Origin of the sequence: Alicyclobacillus tolerans, from assembly GCF_048984885.1 — a bacterium.
GTDB classification, from domain to species: domain Bacteria; phylum Bacillota; class Bacilli; order Alicyclobacillales; family Alicyclobacillaceae; genus Alicyclobacillus_I; species Alicyclobacillus_I tolerans.
This window is the reverse complement of record NZ_JBMGNK010000002.1, coordinates 2,274,830-2,291,262: the sequence shown is the minus strand read 5'-3', so window position 1 is coordinate 2,291,262 and position 16,433 is coordinate 2,274,830. Positions and strand designations below refer to the sequence as shown.

Annotated in this window: 15 protein-coding genes and 1 other RNA gene; 13 read left to right on the top strand and 3 right to left on the bottom strand. The window is 45.9% G+C overall.

Annotation, left to right across the window (positions count from 1 at the left end; all coding sequences use genetic code 11):
- The first annotated feature begins 23 nt into the window (after positions 1-23).
- Positions 24-1,121, top strand: coding sequence for a sodium:calcium antiporter (locus ACOJUR_RS11610; protein ID WP_420950057.1), 1,098 nt, complete (start codon positions 24-26; stop codon positions 1,119-1,121).
- 122 nt (positions 1,122-1,243) lie between these two features.
- Positions 1,244-1,570 carry a thioredoxin family protein gene (locus ACOJUR_RS11605; RefSeq protein WP_420950056.1) on the top strand — a complete coding sequence of 109 codons (327 nt, stop codon included), beginning with the start codon at positions 1,244-1,246 and terminating at the stop codon, positions 1,568-1,570.
- Positions 1,571-1,619: 49 nt separating this feature from the next.
- On the opposite strand, the gene ACOJUR_RS11600 is transcribed toward ACOJUR_RS11605, so the two are convergent.
- The gene (locus ACOJUR_RS11600) at positions 1,620-2,936 is read right to left on the bottom strand and encodes a glutamate-1-semialdehyde 2,1-aminomutase (RefSeq protein ID WP_420950055.1); all 1,317 of its coding nucleotides are present in this window, start codon (positions 2,934-2,936) and stop codon (positions 1,620-1,622) included.
- A 149-nt stretch (positions 2,937-3,085) separates the two neighbouring features.
- Here ACOJUR_RS11600 and ACOJUR_RS11595 point away from each other — a divergent pair, with 149 nt between their 5' ends.
- From ACOJUR_RS11595 to ACOJUR_RS11555, 9 genes are all read left to right on the top strand, one after another.
- Positions 3,086-3,262 (top strand): hypothetical protein, encoded by a 177-nt coding sequence (locus ACOJUR_RS11595; RefSeq protein WP_420950054.1) that lies wholly within the window; start codon positions 3,086-3,088, stop codon positions 3,260-3,262.
- Positions 3,263-3,508: 246 nt separating this feature from the next.
- Positions 3,509-4,786 carry a histidine--tRNA ligase gene (gene hisS / locus ACOJUR_RS11590; RefSeq protein WP_306952803.1) on the top strand — a complete coding sequence of 426 codons (1,278 nt, stop codon included), beginning with the start codon at positions 3,509-3,511 and terminating at the stop codon, positions 4,784-4,786.
- The gene (gene aspS, locus ACOJUR_RS11585; RefSeq protein WP_420950053.1) at positions 4,783-6,588 is read left to right on the top strand and encodes an aspartate--tRNA ligase; all 1,806 of its coding nucleotides are present in this window, start codon (positions 4,783-4,785) and stop codon (positions 6,586-6,588) included. Before hisS ends, aspS begins: the two co-directional genes overlap by 4 nt.
- A gap of 65 nt (positions 6,589-6,653) precedes the next feature.
- Positions 6,654-6,837: non-coding RNA, 6S RNA (gene ssrS / locus ACOJUR_RS11580), on the top strand.
- A gap of 152 nt (positions 6,838-6,989) precedes the next feature.
- Positions 6,990-8,039 carry a low-specificity L-threonine aldolase gene (ltaE, locus tag ACOJUR_RS11575; RefSeq protein WP_306952927.1) on the top strand — a complete coding sequence of 350 codons (1,050 nt, stop codon included), beginning with the start codon at positions 6,990-6,992 and terminating at the stop codon, positions 8,037-8,039.
- The gene (locus ACOJUR_RS11570; protein WP_420950052.1) at positions 8,036-9,301 is read left to right on the top strand and encodes a replication-associated recombination protein A; all 1,266 of its coding nucleotides are present in this window, start codon (positions 8,036-8,038) and stop codon (positions 9,299-9,301) included. The genes ltaE and ACOJUR_RS11570 overlap by 4 nt, the downstream gene beginning before the upstream one ends.
- Positions 9,302-9,350: 49 nt before the next feature.
- Positions 9,351-9,761, top strand: coding sequence for an RrF2 family transcriptional regulator (locus tag ACOJUR_RS11565; RefSeq protein WP_420950051.1), 411 nt, complete (start codon positions 9,351-9,353; stop codon positions 9,759-9,761).
- A gap of 41 nt (positions 9,762-9,802) precedes the next feature.
- On the top strand, positions 9,803-10,936 hold the full coding sequence (locus ACOJUR_RS11560) for a cysteine desulfurase family protein (RefSeq protein ID WP_306952808.1): 1,134 nt from the start codon (positions 9,803-9,805) through the stop codon (positions 10,934-10,936).
- Between the two features lie 240 nt (positions 10,937-11,176).
- Positions 11,177-11,368: a hypothetical protein gene (locus ACOJUR_RS11555; RefSeq protein WP_072872624.1), complete on the top strand. Its 192-nt coding sequence runs from the start codon at positions 11,177-11,179 to the stop codon at positions 11,366-11,368.
- Between the two features lie 47 nt (positions 11,369-11,415).
- On the opposite strand, the gene crcB is transcribed toward ACOJUR_RS11555, so the two are convergent.
- Positions 11,416-11,796: a fluoride efflux transporter CrcB gene (gene crcB, locus ACOJUR_RS11550; protein ID WP_165611911.1), complete on the bottom strand. Its 381-nt coding sequence runs from the start codon at positions 11,794-11,796 to the stop codon at positions 11,416-11,418.
- On the bottom strand, positions 11,793-12,182 hold the full coding sequence (locus tag ACOJUR_RS11545) for a fluoride efflux transporter FluC (protein ID WP_072872622.1): 390 nt from the start codon (positions 12,180-12,182) through the stop codon (positions 11,793-11,795). The genes crcB and ACOJUR_RS11545 overlap by 4 nt, the downstream gene beginning before the upstream one ends.
- A gap of 135 nt (positions 12,183-12,317) precedes the next feature.
- On the opposite strand from ACOJUR_RS11545, the gene ACOJUR_RS11540 reads away from it, so the two are divergent.
- Positions 12,318-13,370, top strand: a complete 1,053-nt coding sequence (locus ACOJUR_RS11540) for an AI-2E family transporter (RefSeq protein WP_238413671.1) — start codon at positions 12,318-12,320, stop codon at positions 13,368-13,370.
- Between the two features lie 355 nt (positions 13,371-13,725).
- Positions 13,726-16,365 carry an alanine--tRNA ligase gene (gene alaS / locus ACOJUR_RS11535; protein WP_420950050.1) on the top strand — a complete coding sequence of 880 codons (2,640 nt, stop codon included), beginning with the start codon at positions 13,726-13,728 and terminating at the stop codon, positions 16,363-16,365.
- Positions 16,366-16,433 lie beyond the last annotated feature (68 nt).

Below are 16,433 nucleotides of genomic sequence, written 5' to 3'. Positions count from 1 at the left end.
ACAGGGCGTGGGGAGGGGAAAAAGTGACTGCAGTAACCACTCTGTTTGCGCTGGCGATGATATTGTTTGGGGCAGAACTGTTTACCAACGCGATTGAGTGGCTAGGCGTTAAACTTCAGCTTGGCCAAGGCGCAGTCGGCAGTGTATTGGCAGCCATAGGTACTGCTCTTCCTGAGACGGCAGTGCCTGTGACAGCCATTTTGTTTGGCACATCGAAAGAAGCGGCGGATGTAGGAATTGGCGGCATTCTTGGTGCACCATTCTTGCTCTCAACCTTAGGCTCCTTAGTCATGGCACTCGCTTTGCTCAGTTCCCGTAACCGAACTATTCGTTTACCCCTTTCGATTGAACAGAAATCGTTTATGCGTGACATGGGCTTTTTTATTTGTGCCTATATTTGCGCTATGGTTGCGGGATGTGTGCCGATTGTATGGGTACATCATCTGAGCGCGCTCTTGCTCGTGTTTCTATATGCTCTGTTTGTCTGGCGAACTTTGCGTGACAAACCCATAGCGTCCGAAGAAGAGCCTGATCTACACGCTTTGTACCTATCTTTTTCTAAAGATGAACCGAAACTTTCACATATTGTTCTTCAGGTATTTTTATCAATTGCTTGCATAGTGGGCGGTGCCCATTTTTTGACCAACGCGGTAGAACACATGGCAAGCGTCTGGAGATTACCCGCATTTGTTGTATCTGCTCTCTTGATTCCGCTTGCTACAGAGTTGCCGGAAACTTTGAACAGTGTGATGTGGATTCGCCGATCGCGAGATAGTTTGGCAGTAGGCAATATCACAGGTGCTATGGTCTTTCAATCCACTTGGGTGCCAGCACTGGGCATTTGGATGACACCATGGTCGCTAACAACAGACGCTCTTCTGACAGGTTCACTGACCTTGGCGGCTGCCGCTTTCTTATATGGCATGTATCGACTTTATGGCGGACTTTACGCCTGGATGCTCTGGATTGCCTCTATTTTCTATTTTGTCATGCCACTGCTGTCGATCCCGGTAGTACGTCATAGCCCGCACTGGTTCTTTATATTTGTCTTCATCATCATCTTCTTGCTCTTTTTGGCGTATGTTTCTTTTCGCAGGTCTACCAATCAGGAGATCGTGTAGTAAACTGAACATAAGGATACAAAAATGCGGCCTCAATGACGCATTTTATAAAGAATCGCATTTTATAAAGAATATTAAAAGAATGGCTAAAATGATTGTTCGCGAAGTGAGGGGTTCATTGTTTGACAGAGTTACACTGTATTACCTCGGAAAACGTGTCTGTCTTGGCGGTTAAGCATAGTCATCTTTTTTTATTGGCTGACGCTGATTGGTGTGAAGCGTCACAACTGTTTCGAAAAGTAGTGGACGAAGTTAGAAAAGAGTGTCCGGACCAATTTTTTTGGGCCCGCATTCAGGCGGATAAAGAGGAAGATTTTTGCAATCGCTACGGTGTTCAAGCTGTTCCAAGTCTACTGATCTTTCTTCAAGGTTCATTATTTCGCCGTATGGTTGGCTATAAAAGCAAAGAAGATTTGATTTCTCAACTTGCAGATGTCTGGATTCAATAAAAGGGCTGTTTACCATTAGGTGCACAGCCCATTCCCAGCATAAATAAAATCATTGTGTATTTTGCATAGCATGAAAGCTTTCATCCACCGCTTGCAATGTTTCTTCAATATCGGTTTCTGTATGGACAGCAGAAACAAACCAAGCCTCGTATTTTGAAGGAGCAATAAAAATTCCTCTTTGAATCAATTCGTGAAAAAATTGGGCAAATTTTACGCCGTCCGTCGCTTCAGCGTCTGCATACTGGCGAACAGGTTGAGAACCAAAAAAGATGGTAAAGGCTCCCCCCACACGATTGATTGTAATTGTTTCATGATAGTGATGGGCTAGTTCAAGAATACCTTGAGTCAATCGTTTGGCTAGGTCTTCCATTCTTTCGTAGATGCCTGGTGTTTTTAACACACTCAAACAAGCTAGACCCGCTTTCATGGATAAAGGATTACCTGCCATAGTACCTGCTTGATAAGCTGGACCGAGTGGAGCTACTTGATTCATGATATCGAGTTTGCCCCCATACGCGCCAATTGGCAGTCCGCCGCCAATAATTTTACCAAGTGCGTAGAGGTCAGCGTGAACCCCATAAAGTTGCGCTGCTGAACCGTAGTGGAAACGAAAACCTGTAATCACCTCGTCAAAAATAACCAAAGCGCCGTGTTGGTGTGATATGTCAATCACTTTTTGTAAATAATTTTCAGATTCAGGAGCTACAATACCAAAATTCCCTACAATGGGTTCCACTAAAACGGCAGCAATTTCCATTCCATGGCATGCAAGTGCTTTTTCCAGAGATGATAAGTCATTAAAAGGAACCGTAATAATTTCGGCCGCCGTATTTGCGGTTACGCCTGCACTATCCGGCACGCCTATAGAAGATGGGCCGCTTCCAGCAGCAACAAGCATAGCGTCAGAGTGTCCATGGTAACATCCAGCAAATTTGATAATTTTAGTTCTTCCCGTTACAGCCCGTGCTACACGAATGGTGGTCATGACTGCTTCTGTTCCGGAATTGACAAATCTCAGACGTTCTAAATCAGGAATCGCTTGACGCAGTGTTTCTGCAAATTCTACTTCTGCCGGGCAAGGTGTTCCATAAAGTATGCCGTCTTGAGTAGCTTTACGAATGGCGTCCATGACGACGGGATGAGCGTGACCTAGAATAGAAGGTCCGTAGGCAGCAAGGTAATCAATATACTCCTGTCCGTCAACATCGATAAAACGACTACCGTTACCCTTTTGCATGACAATAGGTGTTCCACCACCAACTGACTTAAAGGAACGCGATGGACTGTTAACACCGCCAAGAATACTTGCCGTTGCTCGTTCAAACCAAAATTTTGTCTGTGCTCGTTCGCGAGTAAGATGTGACACAATGATCCTCCCCAAAACAATTTACCAGCCCTCAGGCTATCACAATTTGCGGAGTTTGGGCAGACGATTTTATTGTTGTAACTTTCGTATGGCAATTTGCCGACTAGGTAAAACTTTTCTCAACCATACTTGGAATGGAGGAGGAGATGGTGACGAGAAAACTCGACAGCAAATGGCAGCAAGGTTTTCACGCCGCTGCAGAATGGAAGATGCAGACCTCCGATGAGCAGATGCAGAATCTTTCCTTTGGATTTTGTCAAAATATTCACGACAAAACAACAGAAGGAAGAGTGATGAAAAAATTAACAGCGATGACTATTCGTTGACCTTTGGAAACATTGACACAAGTATACTCGGATTCGTATAATCCCTTCAGACAACGTCCAGTAGGCGAGACGTTCACATGGATTTGCAACGAATGGCGGACGTGAACGCGGAAAACTTCAGGCCTTTTCGTCCCTGAACCATGTGTTCAGTCGATGGGAGGCTTTTTGTTGTTTTTCGCCTATCCAAAATACGTGAGAAGTCTTTTTCCCTGCAGGGCTCGTATTGCAAAATGAGGAGGCCGACCCATGCAAATTCAAAAACCACGCGGAACGTATGACTTGCTGCCTGGCGAAATTGAACTCTGGCAAGCATTTGAAAAAAATGTTCGTCGTCATTTTCATGTCGCTCATTACACAGAAATTCGTACGCCCATTTTTGAACATACCGAGTTATTTGTTCGCGGCGTGGGTGAAACAACAGACATCGTAGAAAAAGAAATGTATAATTTTGTCGATCGTGGTAATCGTTCTTTGACATTGCGTCCTGAAGGTACAGCGGGCGTAGTGCGGGCATATGTGGAGAATAAGCGTTATGGCAAGGTAGATTTGGACAAGCTGTATTACCTTGGCCCCATGTTTCGCTACGAGCGCCCACAAGGGGGCAGAACAAGGCAATTTTACCAGTATGGATGTGAAGTGCTTGGTTCAAACGCGCCAGAATTGGACGCGGAAGTGGTGCAATTGTCATACCGTATTCTGGCGGATTTTGGACTGCAGCATTTGCAAGTCGAATTAAATTCTGTCGGTTGTTCTGTCTGCCGACCACTGCATCGTGATGAGATGTTGGCCTTGGTGTTACCGCGACAGGAAGAATTTTGTTCGGACTGTCAGCGTCGTATGGAAAAAAATCCTTTGCGCATGTTTGACTGTAAACACGAAAATTGTCAACGGTTATTGACAGAACTTCAGGTACCTAGTATTGCCGAACGGTTATGTGCAGAATGTGCAGAGCATTTTACCACCGTACAAGAACATTTGACGGCTATGTCGGTCCCATATCAACTCAATGGAAAATTGGTGCGCGGTCTTGATTATTATACACGCACAGCTTGGGAAGTAACGACTGAAGGTAGCAGTACATTGGCTGGCGGTGGGCGCTACAACGGTTTGATTAAAGAACTAGGCGGGCCTGATATACCTGGAATCGGTTTTGCTGGCGGTATGGAGAGAGTCATTCAATTGGCTGTTGAGCAACAGGTATATGTGCCTGTGTCAGATTCGATAGATGTCTACGTTGCGGTTGCTGATGCTTCTGCCTCCCTGCCTGCTACCGAGCTTGTAGCTGCTTTGCGTGCTGAGGGCATTGCAACGGAAAGAGACTTCAACGGTAAAAGCTTGAAATCACAATTGAAAACAGCAGATCGGCTCCACGCTCAGTGGGTTCTGTTGCTTGGCGAACAAGAAGTGGCGAAAGGTGTAGTTGGGATGAAATCGCTCGCCAGCGGTGAGCAGATGGATGTGCCCGCAGACAAGGTTGTAGCGACAATCATCAACAGCCTGAAAAAGGAGAGGGCAAGCCAATGATTTCATCATCACCAGTAGAACGTACAGATTTTCCTCAAAGGACGCATTTTATAGAAGATTTGTTAGAAACTGTTGGCCAAACAGTTAAAGTAGCGGGTTGGGTTTCGCGCCGCCGGGATTTAGGAAGTGTCATTTTTATCGATTTGCGTGATCGAACAGGTACACTTCAACTTGTTTTCAATCGCGACTTAGGAACGCCCGAAGAAATGATGCAGTTAGCCGATACACTGCGCAATGAATTTGTTATTGCGGTTACAGGTTGCTTGGTAGAGCGTGACAAGCAGACCATCAATCCTAAAATCGCTACAGGCCATATTGAACTTGTTGTAAAAGAGGTACAACTGGTCAACCGCGCTAAGAATCCTCCTTTCTATATTCAAGAAGGTATTGAAGTTGATGAGCAGGTTCGCCTTAAGTATCGCTACCTGGATTTGCGCCGGCCTGAGATGCAGCGTACTTTACGCTTGCGCCACCATGTATTCAGCGCTTTTCGGGAATTTTTAAACCAACATGATTTTCTTGAAATTGAGACGCCTATGTTGACTCGCAGCACACCCGAAGGTGCGCGTGATTACATTGTGCCAAGTCGTTTGCAACATGGAGAGTTTTATGCTCTTCCACAGTCACCACAAATTTTTAAACAGCTTTTGATGGTGGCTGGGTATGAACGTTATTATCAAATTGCCCGTTGTTTCCGTGACGAGGATTTGCGTGCCGACAGACAACCGGAATTTACACAATTAGATATTGAAACTTCATTTTTACCCATGGACGATTTACTCAAAATGATGGAAGAGATGTTCGCCTATGTCTTTGCCAAGGTACTTGGTGTCAATTTAACCTTGCCGATGAAAAGACTTACTTATGCAGACGCCATGCGCCTTTATGGCTCGGATAAACCAGATCTGCGCTTTTCCATGGCTATGGTTGACGTTGAAACGTTTGCTCGAGAAAGCAGTTTGGAACCTTTCCACAAGGCCTTGGACAATGGCGGGATAGTTACTGCGTTGGTTGTTCCTGGCTGTGCTGCTTATTCGCGTAAGCAATTGGATGAATTGACGCAGTTTGTTAAAGACTATGGGCTTAGTGGGCTGGCTACCGTGGCTTGGCAGTCAGAAGGAATCAAATCGTCGATTCAAAAGTTTGTCACACCTGAACAATTGACCCGGCTCATGGATACGGTTCAAGCTAAGCAGGGCGATCTCGTTCTCATTGCAGCTGGTAAGGAGAAAACAGTACGTCAAGCAATGGGAGCGTTACGTCTTAAGCTTGGCCGTGATTTGTCGTTGATAGATGAGGGAGCTTATTGCTTCCTCTGGGTAGTGGATTTCCCGCTGTTCAGTTATGACGAAGAACTGGGTAGATACGTAGCCGAACACCATCCATTCACCATGCCTAAACGAGAGGACTTGCACCTTTTGGAAAATCATCCTGAGCACGTGCGAGCGCAGGCTTACGATTTAGTGCTGAACGGTTACGAATTATCTTCTGGATCCATGCGTATTTATCAAAGAGATTTGCAAGAACGTATGTTTCGGGCACTAGGATTTAGTGAGGATGAAGCGAGAAAACAGTTTGGCTTTTTGTTGGATGCTTTTGAATACGGTACCCCGCCGCACGGAGGAATCGCCTTTGGCCTAGACAGACTGGTTATGCTCATGGCAGGTGGTAAATCCTTGCGTGACTGCATTGCTTTTCCTAAAACCGCCAGTGCCACTGATTTGATGATGGATGCTCCGTCGCCTGCTACACCTGAACAGTTAGCAACACTTGGTATTTCTTTACGTAAAACTGTGAAGTAGATTAAAATTTACGTTAATCGGTTGCAAGCCCAACAGCTTCGTGTTAACATAAATCCACAATCGATATTGCCCTGCGGTGTACGTGATGCCCATTGTGTTTTGTTCCAACACTTTTTTAAACGGGAGTTCGGCGTCTCTACCGTAGTAATGCCTGCCTGCTGGTTCAGGACGCATGATGCGGATGAGCAGGACACCCACCTGCGAGAGCAGGATCAAAACCTCGGGTGACACGGCAGTTGCGGGGCGGATGACAGATACCATCAGCGAGACCGCTTGGTCTCGCTTTATATTATGTTTCATTACTGTTTACAGTTTTCAGATTGACGTCAGTTTAAGAAAAGGTATAAAGTTGACTTAATTACTAGGAATTTGTTTTCAGAAGTGGGGGAATTCAGTTCGTGATGGCAACCATTATTGATTTGCGCAGCGATACGGTGACAAAACCGACTGACGAGATGCGTGAAGCTATGTTGCGCGCAGAAGTGGGTGACGATGTCTATGGCGAGGATCCAACGGTAACTCAATTACAAGAAATGGCTGCGGAGATGCTGGGGAAAGAGGCGGCTTTATTTGTGACCAGTGGGACACAAGGCAATCAGGTTGCTATTGCGGCACAAGCAGGTCGAGGTGAAGAAATTATTGCCGAAGCAGAGTCTCACATTTTTTATTATGAAGCTGGGGCTGTAGCTGCAATAGCTGGAGCACAGTTGCGCCAATTGCCAGGTACGAGAGGTTCTTTGCTTCCGGAAAGTGTGGAGGCGGCCGTTCGTCCCCTGGACATTCATCAACCGCCAACACGCTTAATCTGCTTGGAAAATACGCATAATCGTGCTGGTGGAGCGATTTTGCCACTGGCTCATCTGCAGGGTGTGGCGAAAGTAGCTGAACGATATGGAATATCCGTACATATGGATGGAGCACGTTTGTTTAACGCCGCTGTAGCACTGGGGATACCTATACGGGAGATTGCTCAATATGCCGATACGGTGCAAGTTTGTCTATCCAAAGGTTTGGCTGCCCCCATTGGTTCAATCGTTGCTGGATCGACAAAATTTATAGAGGAAGCCCGTGTTTGGAGGAAACGGCTTGGTGGTGGTATGCGTCAAGCAGGCGTCATTGCAGCACCTGGTATGATAGCGTTACAGACGATGGTTGAAAGATTGGCTGTTGATCATGAAAATGCAAAGCGATTGGCGAATGGTCTGAAGAATTTGCCTGGATTGCGTGTGGATGTGGAAAGTGTAGAGACGAATATCGTATTGGTACAAGTTGAAGAGCATTTTCCTATCTCTGCGGAAGAACTCATTCGGAAATTAGCTGCTCTCGGCGTGCGTGTTTCTCAATTTGGGGCACAAACGATACGTATGGTTACGCATAAAGATGTTCTTGAAGAAGATATTGAAGACGTGATTGAACGCGTAACGAACTGTTTGGGAGCGATTTCTCCATGAATGATTTGTTTGCCATGGCCAGTGCTTCTTCAGCAAATCGAGAAGCACCGCTTGCCTATCGCATGCGCCCCCGCTCACTCGATGAAATTTATGGACAGCCAGAACTCACAAACAAAGAGGGTATTTTAGCAAAAGCGATTCGTGCAGATCGATTGATGTCGGTAATTTTGCATGGACCCCCTGGAACAGGAAAAACCTCCATTGCCCATGTGATTGCCAAATCGACTCGGTCTTCTTTTACTGAATTAAACGCTGTTTCTTCGGGTGTTCAGGATATTCGTCGAATTGTCGAGGAAGCTAAAGAAAATCGAGAACTTTATCAAAAGCGCACTTTGGTCTTCATAGATGAAATCCATCGTTTTAATCGAAGCCAGCAGGATGCTTTGCTGCCACATGTTGAGAGTGGCTTATTAGTTTTGGTAGGAGCGACTACAGAGAACCCTGCATTTGCAGTTAATGCTGCACTCCTTTCACGTTCCTTACTTTTTCAATTACGGCCGCTGGCAGAGAAAGATATGGAGCATTTGATTGATCAAGCACTTAAAGATGAAGAACGTGGGTTAGGCAGTTTGGGGATACGTATGGACAAAAAAGCGCAATCTATTTTAATTCGACTCGCCCACGGCGATGCTAGACGGGCTCTCAATACTCTGGAAATGGCAGCCGTTTCAGCTCATATGGATGAAGATGGTTTCGCAACGATTCGTGAATCGGATATTTTATCTGTGATGCAAGCTCCTGTCGTACTCTACGACCGCGCTGGAGATGAGCATTACGATACGATTTCTGCCTTTATCAAGTCAGTACGAGGCTCTGACGTGGATGCTGCAATGGTTTGGTTGGCTAAAATGATTGTCGCAGGGGAAGACCCTCTATTTATTGCACGGAGATTGATCATACTAGCTGTGGAAGATATTGGGGATGGAGATCCGTCTGCGCTTACTGTTGCAGTATCAGGATTGCATGCTCTGGAAGCTATTGGGATGCCGGAAGGACGGATTGTCTTAGCGCAGGTGACAGCTCATTTGGCTAAAGCTCCTAAATCCAATAGAGCTTATCGGGCTATTCAAGCCGCAATTGCTGATGTGAAAGCAGGTATACCGTTAGCAGTTCCTACACATCTGCGTGGTACAAGTTATGCAGGGGCGAAACGGCTTGGGCGGGGAGAAGGTTATCTTTATCCGCACGATTATCCGGGTCACTACGTCGAACAAAACTATTGGCCAGAAGGAATGTCCAAAAAAACTTATTATCCTGAATAAACCTTTTGCTCGAGGTAAATCGGCAGAGAATAGCGAGGCGAATCAAAAAGTGAAGATTTCTACCAAGGGTCGCTACGGGCTTATGTTGATGGTTGATTTGGCCGTTCATGATGATGGTCAACCTGTTTCCTTAAAATCAGTAGCCGAGCGACAAGGGCTGTCCGAACACTATTTAGAGCAACTGATTTTACCGCTGCGCAATGCTGGCTTTGTCCGTAGTGTGCGTGGCGCTTATGGTGGCTATCAATTGACCAAAGCCGCTAGCGATATTTCTGTTCTGGATTTATTTTCTCTATTGGAAGGACCTTTACAGTTTGCGGAAAAAGACATTGAGGATGGGCTGGGGCAGCTTTGGACGCGAATGGAACAAGCGTTGCAATCAGTTCTTGGCTCTCTTTCTTTGGCCGATCTCGTTTCTTTCCGGCAATCGGACGAGCACGGTTACATGTTTTATATATAAAAGCTCATTGATAGTGATATCTTATGGAGTGAGACGGAAATATGATTTATTTGGACAATGCAGCCTCTACCCCTATGCATCCTCATGTTATAGCCGCTATGCAATCAGCTATGGATTCACTGGCTGGTAATCCTTCGAGTGTTCATCAAATGGGACGCCAAGTGAAAATGCGCCTGACAGAAGCGAGAGAGCGGTTGGCCGATTGGCTTCATTGTCAGTCTACGGAAATCGTATTTACAAGCGGAGGAACGGAAGCCAATCATATGGCATTATTCAGCGCTTTTCTAGCTGGACGGAAAAGAACGGATCGACCTCATTTTCTAACGACAGCTATAGAACACCATGCGGTACTGGAAAGTTTGGAACTGATACAAGAGTTGGGGGCGGATATAACACTTTTGCCGGCCAGTTTGGGTGGTAGAATATCTGTAGATGCGCTTTTAGATGCCATACGCCCACAAACAGTTTGTGTCAGTTTAATGATGGTGAACAATGAATTAGGCAGCCGCTTGCCGGTAGAAGAAGCGGTTCAGAGAATCAAGTCGATTCGACCAGATATTCATTTGCACACAGACGCTGTCCAAGCGTTGCCCAATTTGCGTCTATCCCTATCTTCTCTTGGAGTAGATAGCGCTGCTTTCTCAGCACATAAGATTCACGGTCCCAAAGGAATTGGGGCGCTCTATATTCGCAAGGGACAACCCTTTTTTAGCAGTTTGCGCGGTGGGCAGCAAGAACGTAAGAGACGTGCGGGGACGGAAAATATTCTTGGGATTATTGGTTTTGCGGAGGCGGTGAAGATGCTTCGCGAAGAATGGGAGATTCGCCAGGAGAAATTATACCGTTTAAACCGACTCATGCGTTCTGTATTCCAACAAATTCCTGATTGTGAAGTTCTCAGTCCGGACGATGCTGTGCCTAGTATTTTATCTACAGCGTTCTCTGGTACAAGCAGTTCGACGATGCTCATGCAACTGGATTTGGCCGGTTTTGCAGCCTCCGCAGGATCAGCTTGTACAGCGGGAGTTATAGCGCAAAGTCATGTTTTATCTGCCTGCGGATACCCCGAGAACATTAGAAAAAGCGCCATCCGATGGAGTTTGTCTGCCATGAACACGGAATCTGAAATCGAAAAATTAAAAGATTGGTTGCAAGGACACTTTAAATCAAGTTGATTTTTCTATGAGTGCAAAATTTGCATTGCTTCCTGTGGCCAAGAAGTGTATGATAGTCATCGGGTTATCAATCGTTACTTTATATATATTTCGTGTATAGCAATTTTCATGGTTTGTATGTCTTTTTTAAAATTTCTGATTTTATTCTGTTTGCCTTGCGGATTTCTTGGTTATCTTGAGAAGTACATAAGGTAAAACGGGTTGGTAAATTTGACAGTTTCTGAAAAGGGGACCTGTTGGATGAGATGTCCACACTGTCATTGTAGAGATATTGGGAAAATTGGAGCTAGCCAATTTTATTGTTGGAATTGTTTTAAAGAGTTTAATGTATCCGGTGAAGAAGTCAAAGTATATGATGTCGCGGAGGATGGTTCGCTCGTCTCTGTTGAAGAAGCACTTGCGGAAGAGCTAGAGTATGGAACAGGCGCCTGAAAGGCGCCTGTTTGATTCAGATGGAATGGAAACATGCTGTTTCCGAATTACCTGCCGGATAGACCAATTCCGTACAAACCGAGTGCCGCTGCGGCTAGTCCAAAGAGCAATGAGCTGAAAACGTACAGGGTTGCTGCTCCATAACGCTCTTCACGGAGCATTGCGAGTGTTTCGTATGTAAACGTGGAAAATGTAGTATATGCCCCACACATGCCTACTCCTAGTATGAGCATAGGAATATCGCCAGCTTGTGGGAAATAGGCGTTTAACGACGAAGTAAACCAACCGAGCAAAAATGAGCCGCTTACATTGATGAAAAGTGTAGGATAAGGGAAGGTCAGGGTCCATCTCTCATTCATAACTGTAGCAATCCAGTAACGAAGCAATGCCCCTATGATGCCTCCAAAGCCCACATATAAAGCGTTCAAGCGTTTGTTCTTCCTTTCTTCTGTTGCCATTCTGCTAAAGCAAAACCAGCAAAAGCAAGTGCTGTACCGAGCAAGATAGAGAGCGCCACATAGAGCACCGATTCAAGCCATAAATCAGCAGTCCAAAGCGACCAAAAATTAATACAAAAAGTGGAGAATGTTGTAAAAGCTCCTACGATGCCTGTCCCTACACCCAGTCGGATTGACGCAGGGAAATGAACCTTACCGCTTGTCCATGTATAAAACCAAGCAAGAAAAAAACTGCCAACCAAATTAATGATTAAAACGTCTGCTGGGAAACCGTGTATGGTGCCCATCCATTCAGAGATTCCATAGCGCAGAATAGCGCCAATAAATCCACCTGCAGCAACTGCCAGAAAATTCAATTCTATTCACCCGCCCAGCTTGTCCCAATAGCTTACTCAGTTAGTATAGTGCAGAGCTTTCTTACGTACAAATAGTGCAGGACAAGGTTGCATATACTGAATAGTAGCTTCGTCTGTATGGGAAGGAGTATGCAGTTGAAAATTCGCCTGTCCCGATATACGCAAGGAGCATTAGCGGTATTGCTCACTCTGCTTTGTCTGTATCTATTAGGCCAATTACGTGGGTTTTTTAACGATATTTGGCTGGTTTTGCGAGCAGTTCTGTTTCCATTTCTGGCAGCATTGATTATTACTTATATTTTGCAACCTGTTGTGGGACTTTTAACAAGACGCAGGGTTCCCAAAAGTATGGCCATTTTAATTATTTATTTGTTCGCGACTATGCTGATTGTAGTGGCATTGTTGCATGCGGTACCAGCTGTAACTCGTCAAGCCAATCAATTAATGAACAATTTGCCCAGTATGATGAACAATGCGAATAGCTGGATTGATGAGATTATGCGGAGAAAGCAGTATTTACCGGATGCTTTGCGAGTAGGTATGGAAAATGCGTTAAATCAGGTGGAATCACGTGTGGCAAGCTGGTTCAGCAGTCTCTTTACGGTAGTCAGCGGCGTGGTCAGTACGGTATTTTCGCTCTTTCTTGTGCCGTTTCTCGTTTTTTATATGCTTAAAGACGGGCGGGGTATGGGGCGAGCCATTGTGAATCTTTGGCCGAAGGAAAAACGTGAGGAAGTACGTGAGCTGCTTGTGCGTGTGGATGAAACGCTGGGTCGCTACATACGCGGTCAGTTACTGGTTATGCTTGCAGTAGGGATTCTCACTTATATAGGCTATCTGATTGTGGGTATGCCCTATGCACTGATGTTGGCACTGTTTTTGGCCATTGCCGATATGATACCGTATATTGGTCCGTTTATTGGTGCTGCACCGACGATTTTGCTTGCTCTGCCGCTTGGCTGGCCCATGGTGCTCAAAGTGTTGCTTGTCAATGTCATTGTTCAGCAATGTGAAGGCAATTTTTTGTCCCCGCAAATCATGGGCAGAACGCTTTCCTTGCATCCCATGTCGATTGTGGCTGCTTTGCTTCTTGGCGGCGAACTCGGTGGTGTGTTAGGACTGATTGCGGCTGTACCGTTGCTTGCGGTAGGAAAAGTCATTTGGATGCAACTGCGGCCCCAACATTGACAGTACTCCCCAAAGTTCGTTACAATTTCGCCAATCTGATTTATCTGTGTGTCCTACTGGGGCAACCGCTAGATCCAATGATGATAAATGGTGAGCGATGCGGAAGAATCGATGGAAGCTTTGAGATTTGGTTCAGAGAGGACGTCCTTTTGGCTGTAAGTCGTCCCCAAATCGCTTCATCGTGCCACTTCCAAGCGCGTTAAAACGCCGGGTGCGCCCGTTATTGCGCGTATGAGTGACAGTGGAGCAGACAATATTTTGTTCACTGTAAGCAGGGTGGTACCGCGAGCGCCTCTCGTCCCTGACGGGTAAGGGCGCTTTGTCTATTTTATTGAAGGGTTAAAGGAGTGTTTGTATGAAGCCGTTGAGTGGGCAAACCATTCGCCAAATGTACAAGCAGTTTTTTGCGGAGCGCGGCCATCAGGTGATGCCAAGCGCCAGTTTAGTACCTTATGATGACCCAACACTGCTTTGGATTAACGCAGGTATGGCTCCTCTCAAACCCTACTTCGATGGAAGAGAGATACCAGAAAATCCACGTATTGTTTCATCACAAAAGTGCATTCGAACCAACGACATTGAAGAAGTCGGAAAAACAGCACGTCATCAAACTTTTTTTGAAATGCTCGGAAATTTTTCCTTTGGCGACTATTTCAAAACGGAAGCCATCACATGGGCCTGGGAATTTCTAACCCAACATTTAGATCTCGATCCTCAATTATTATCAGTCACTATTCATGTCGAAGATGAAGAAGCTTTTTCAGTCTGGCATGAAACTGTAGGACTGCCCACGGAACGAATTTATCGTGGCGAGGAGGATAACTTCTGGGAAATCGGCGAAGGCCCATGCGGACCTTGTTCAGAAATTTTTTACGATCGCGGTAAAGAATTTGGCTGTGGCTCTCCCGATTGTAAGCCTGGATGTGATTGTGATCGCTTTCTTGAAATTTGGAATCTTGTTTTTACACAGTACAACAAGGAATCAGACGGCAGCTATACGCCGCTTCCGAAAAAAAATATAGATACAGGCAGCGGTCTGGAGCGCTTAGCATCTGTATTGCAGCAAGTTCCCAATAATTTTGAAACGGATTTATTTAAACCGCTTCTCGACGCTACGAGTAAAATCGCCAATCGTGTTTACGGATCTGATCATGCTGCAGATGTGCATTTTAAAATTATTGCCGATCATGTACGTACCGTTTCCTTTGCTATAGCTGATGGCGTACTGCCAGGTAATGAAGGCCGTTCGTACATCATCCGCAGGCTATTGCGTCGAGCGGTGCGTAGTGGCCGCAGACTTGGGGTTGAACGTCCTTTTCTTTACCAATTGGCCAACGTTGTAGCTGACATTATGGGCGAGGACTATCCTGAAGTGCGTGATAAGCTCGACTTCATCATACGTGTGATTCGCACTGAAGAAGAGCGGTTTCTTGAAACACTCAGTGAAGGAGAAGCATTACTGGCAGATAAAGTGAAACAACTGGAAACCTCTGGAGAAACAGAACTGCCAGGAGAAGATGCTTTCATGCTCTACGATACGTTTGGATTTCCAATTGATTTGACGATAGAAATTGCAGCTGAACGAGGCATAACGGTCAACCGTGCAGCGTTTGAAGCTCTGTTAGAGGAACAGCGCGAGCGTGCACGTAACGCACGTCAGCAAACAGAGGGTATGCAGAGCGAACGAACCGAGATCGAACAAATTACTGAAGCGTCTCAATTTGTTGGTTACCAAACTCTGCGCGCGGAAGGTTCAGTTTTTGCTTTGCTTGCCAATGGCAGGCGTGTTGAACGGTTGGAAGCTGGGATGGAAGGATTGCTCTTTCTCAGCGTAACTCCTTTTTATGCTGAAAGCGGCGGCCAGGTGGCAGATGAAGGCACCATTACCACTACTACAGGCGCTGCACAAGTTGTAGCGGTAGCTAAAGCTCCGCATGGGCAGCATGTGCATACTGTTCGGGTGTTGACTGGCAGTTTGCAGATAGGTCAGTTGGCAATTGCCCAGGTCGATGAAGAGAGACGGCGCGAAACCGTCAAAAACCATACAGCTACGCATCTTCTGCACAAGGCTCTACGCCGCGTGCTGGGAACGCATGTCGCGCAGGCAGGTTCCCTAGTAGCTCCCGATCGATTGCGCTTTGATTTTTCTCATTTCGGGGCTATGACAGCTGAAGAAATAGAGATGGTTCAAGATTTGGTCAACCGCGATATTCAAGCGGATGGTATGGTTCATATTGAGGAAATGGATATTGAAGCAGCTAAAGCCAAGGGAGCTATGGCTCTGTTTGGTGAAAAATACGGTCAGCGTGTAAGGGTTGTCAGTGCGCTGGACAGTATTGAACTGTGCGGTGGTTGCCATGTGGCAAGGACAGGACTTATTGGTCAATTTATCATTCTGAATGAATCAGGTATTGGTTCAGGAGTACGCCGCATCGAGGCAGTCACTGGAAAGGCTGCTTATGAAGAGTTTAAACGTCAATCCAATCAATTGGATTATATTGCAAGTCTGTTAAAAGCAGGACGTCATGAATTGGTCGATCGCGTTTCGCGCATGCTCGAAGAGAAACGCAAGGATGAACGCGAACTGGAGTCGCTTCGAGCAAAATTGAGTCAAAATCAGGCGCAAGATTTATTGGCTGTGGTGAAACAGGTCGCTGGCGTACCTCTGTTAGCTGCGGCTGTGGAAAATAGCGATGGTGAAGCGTTGCGTCAAATGGTGGATTCTCTTAAAGAAAAAATGGATTCCTATGTGATTGTATTAGCTTCGGCACAAGGCGCTGATAAAGTGCATTGGGTTGCAGCGGTGTCTAAGGATTTGCAAACTCAGGGAGTGCATGCTGGTAAGCTTGTCAAGTCGGTAGCTCAAATTACAGAAGGCTCTGGTGGAGGGCGTCCTGATTTTGCCCAGGCTGGCGGCAAGAACGCGAGCAAGATAAGTACCGCATTGTCTAAAGTATCATCAATCCTTGAGGAGATGAAGGGAATTCGCGCTTAACAGTCGAATTGCTTAGACAAATCCTGCTGCTGATCAGTACGAGGGGGCTGGTCGGGCTAAAGAGTAGT

Coding starts and splice junctions, on each gene's coding strand:
- ACOJUR_RS11560 (WP_306952808.1), top strand. CDS start 9,803: ATGATTTATTTGGACAATGCAGCCTCTACCCCTATGCATCCTCATGTT.
- aspS (WP_420950053.1), top strand. CDS start 4,783: ATGATTTCATCATCACCAGTAGAACGTACAGATTTTCCTCAAAGGACG.
- ltaE (WP_306952927.1), top strand. CDS start 6,990: ATGGCAACCATTATTGATTTGCGCAGCGATACGGTGACAAAACCGACT.
- ACOJUR_RS11555 (WP_072872624.1), top strand. CDS start 11,177: ATGAGATGTCCACACTGTCATTGTAGAGATATTGGGAAAATTGGAGCT.
- alaS (WP_420950050.1), top strand. CDS start 13,726: ATGAAGCCGTTGAGTGGGCAAACCATTCGCCAAATGTACAAGCAGTTT.
- hisS (WP_306952803.1), top strand. CDS start 3,509: ATGCAAATTCAAAAACCACGCGGAACGTATGACTTGCTGCCTGGCGAA.
- ACOJUR_RS11570 (WP_420950052.1), top strand. CDS start 8,036: ATGAATGATTTGTTTGCCATGGCCAGTGCTTCTTCAGCAAATCGAGAA.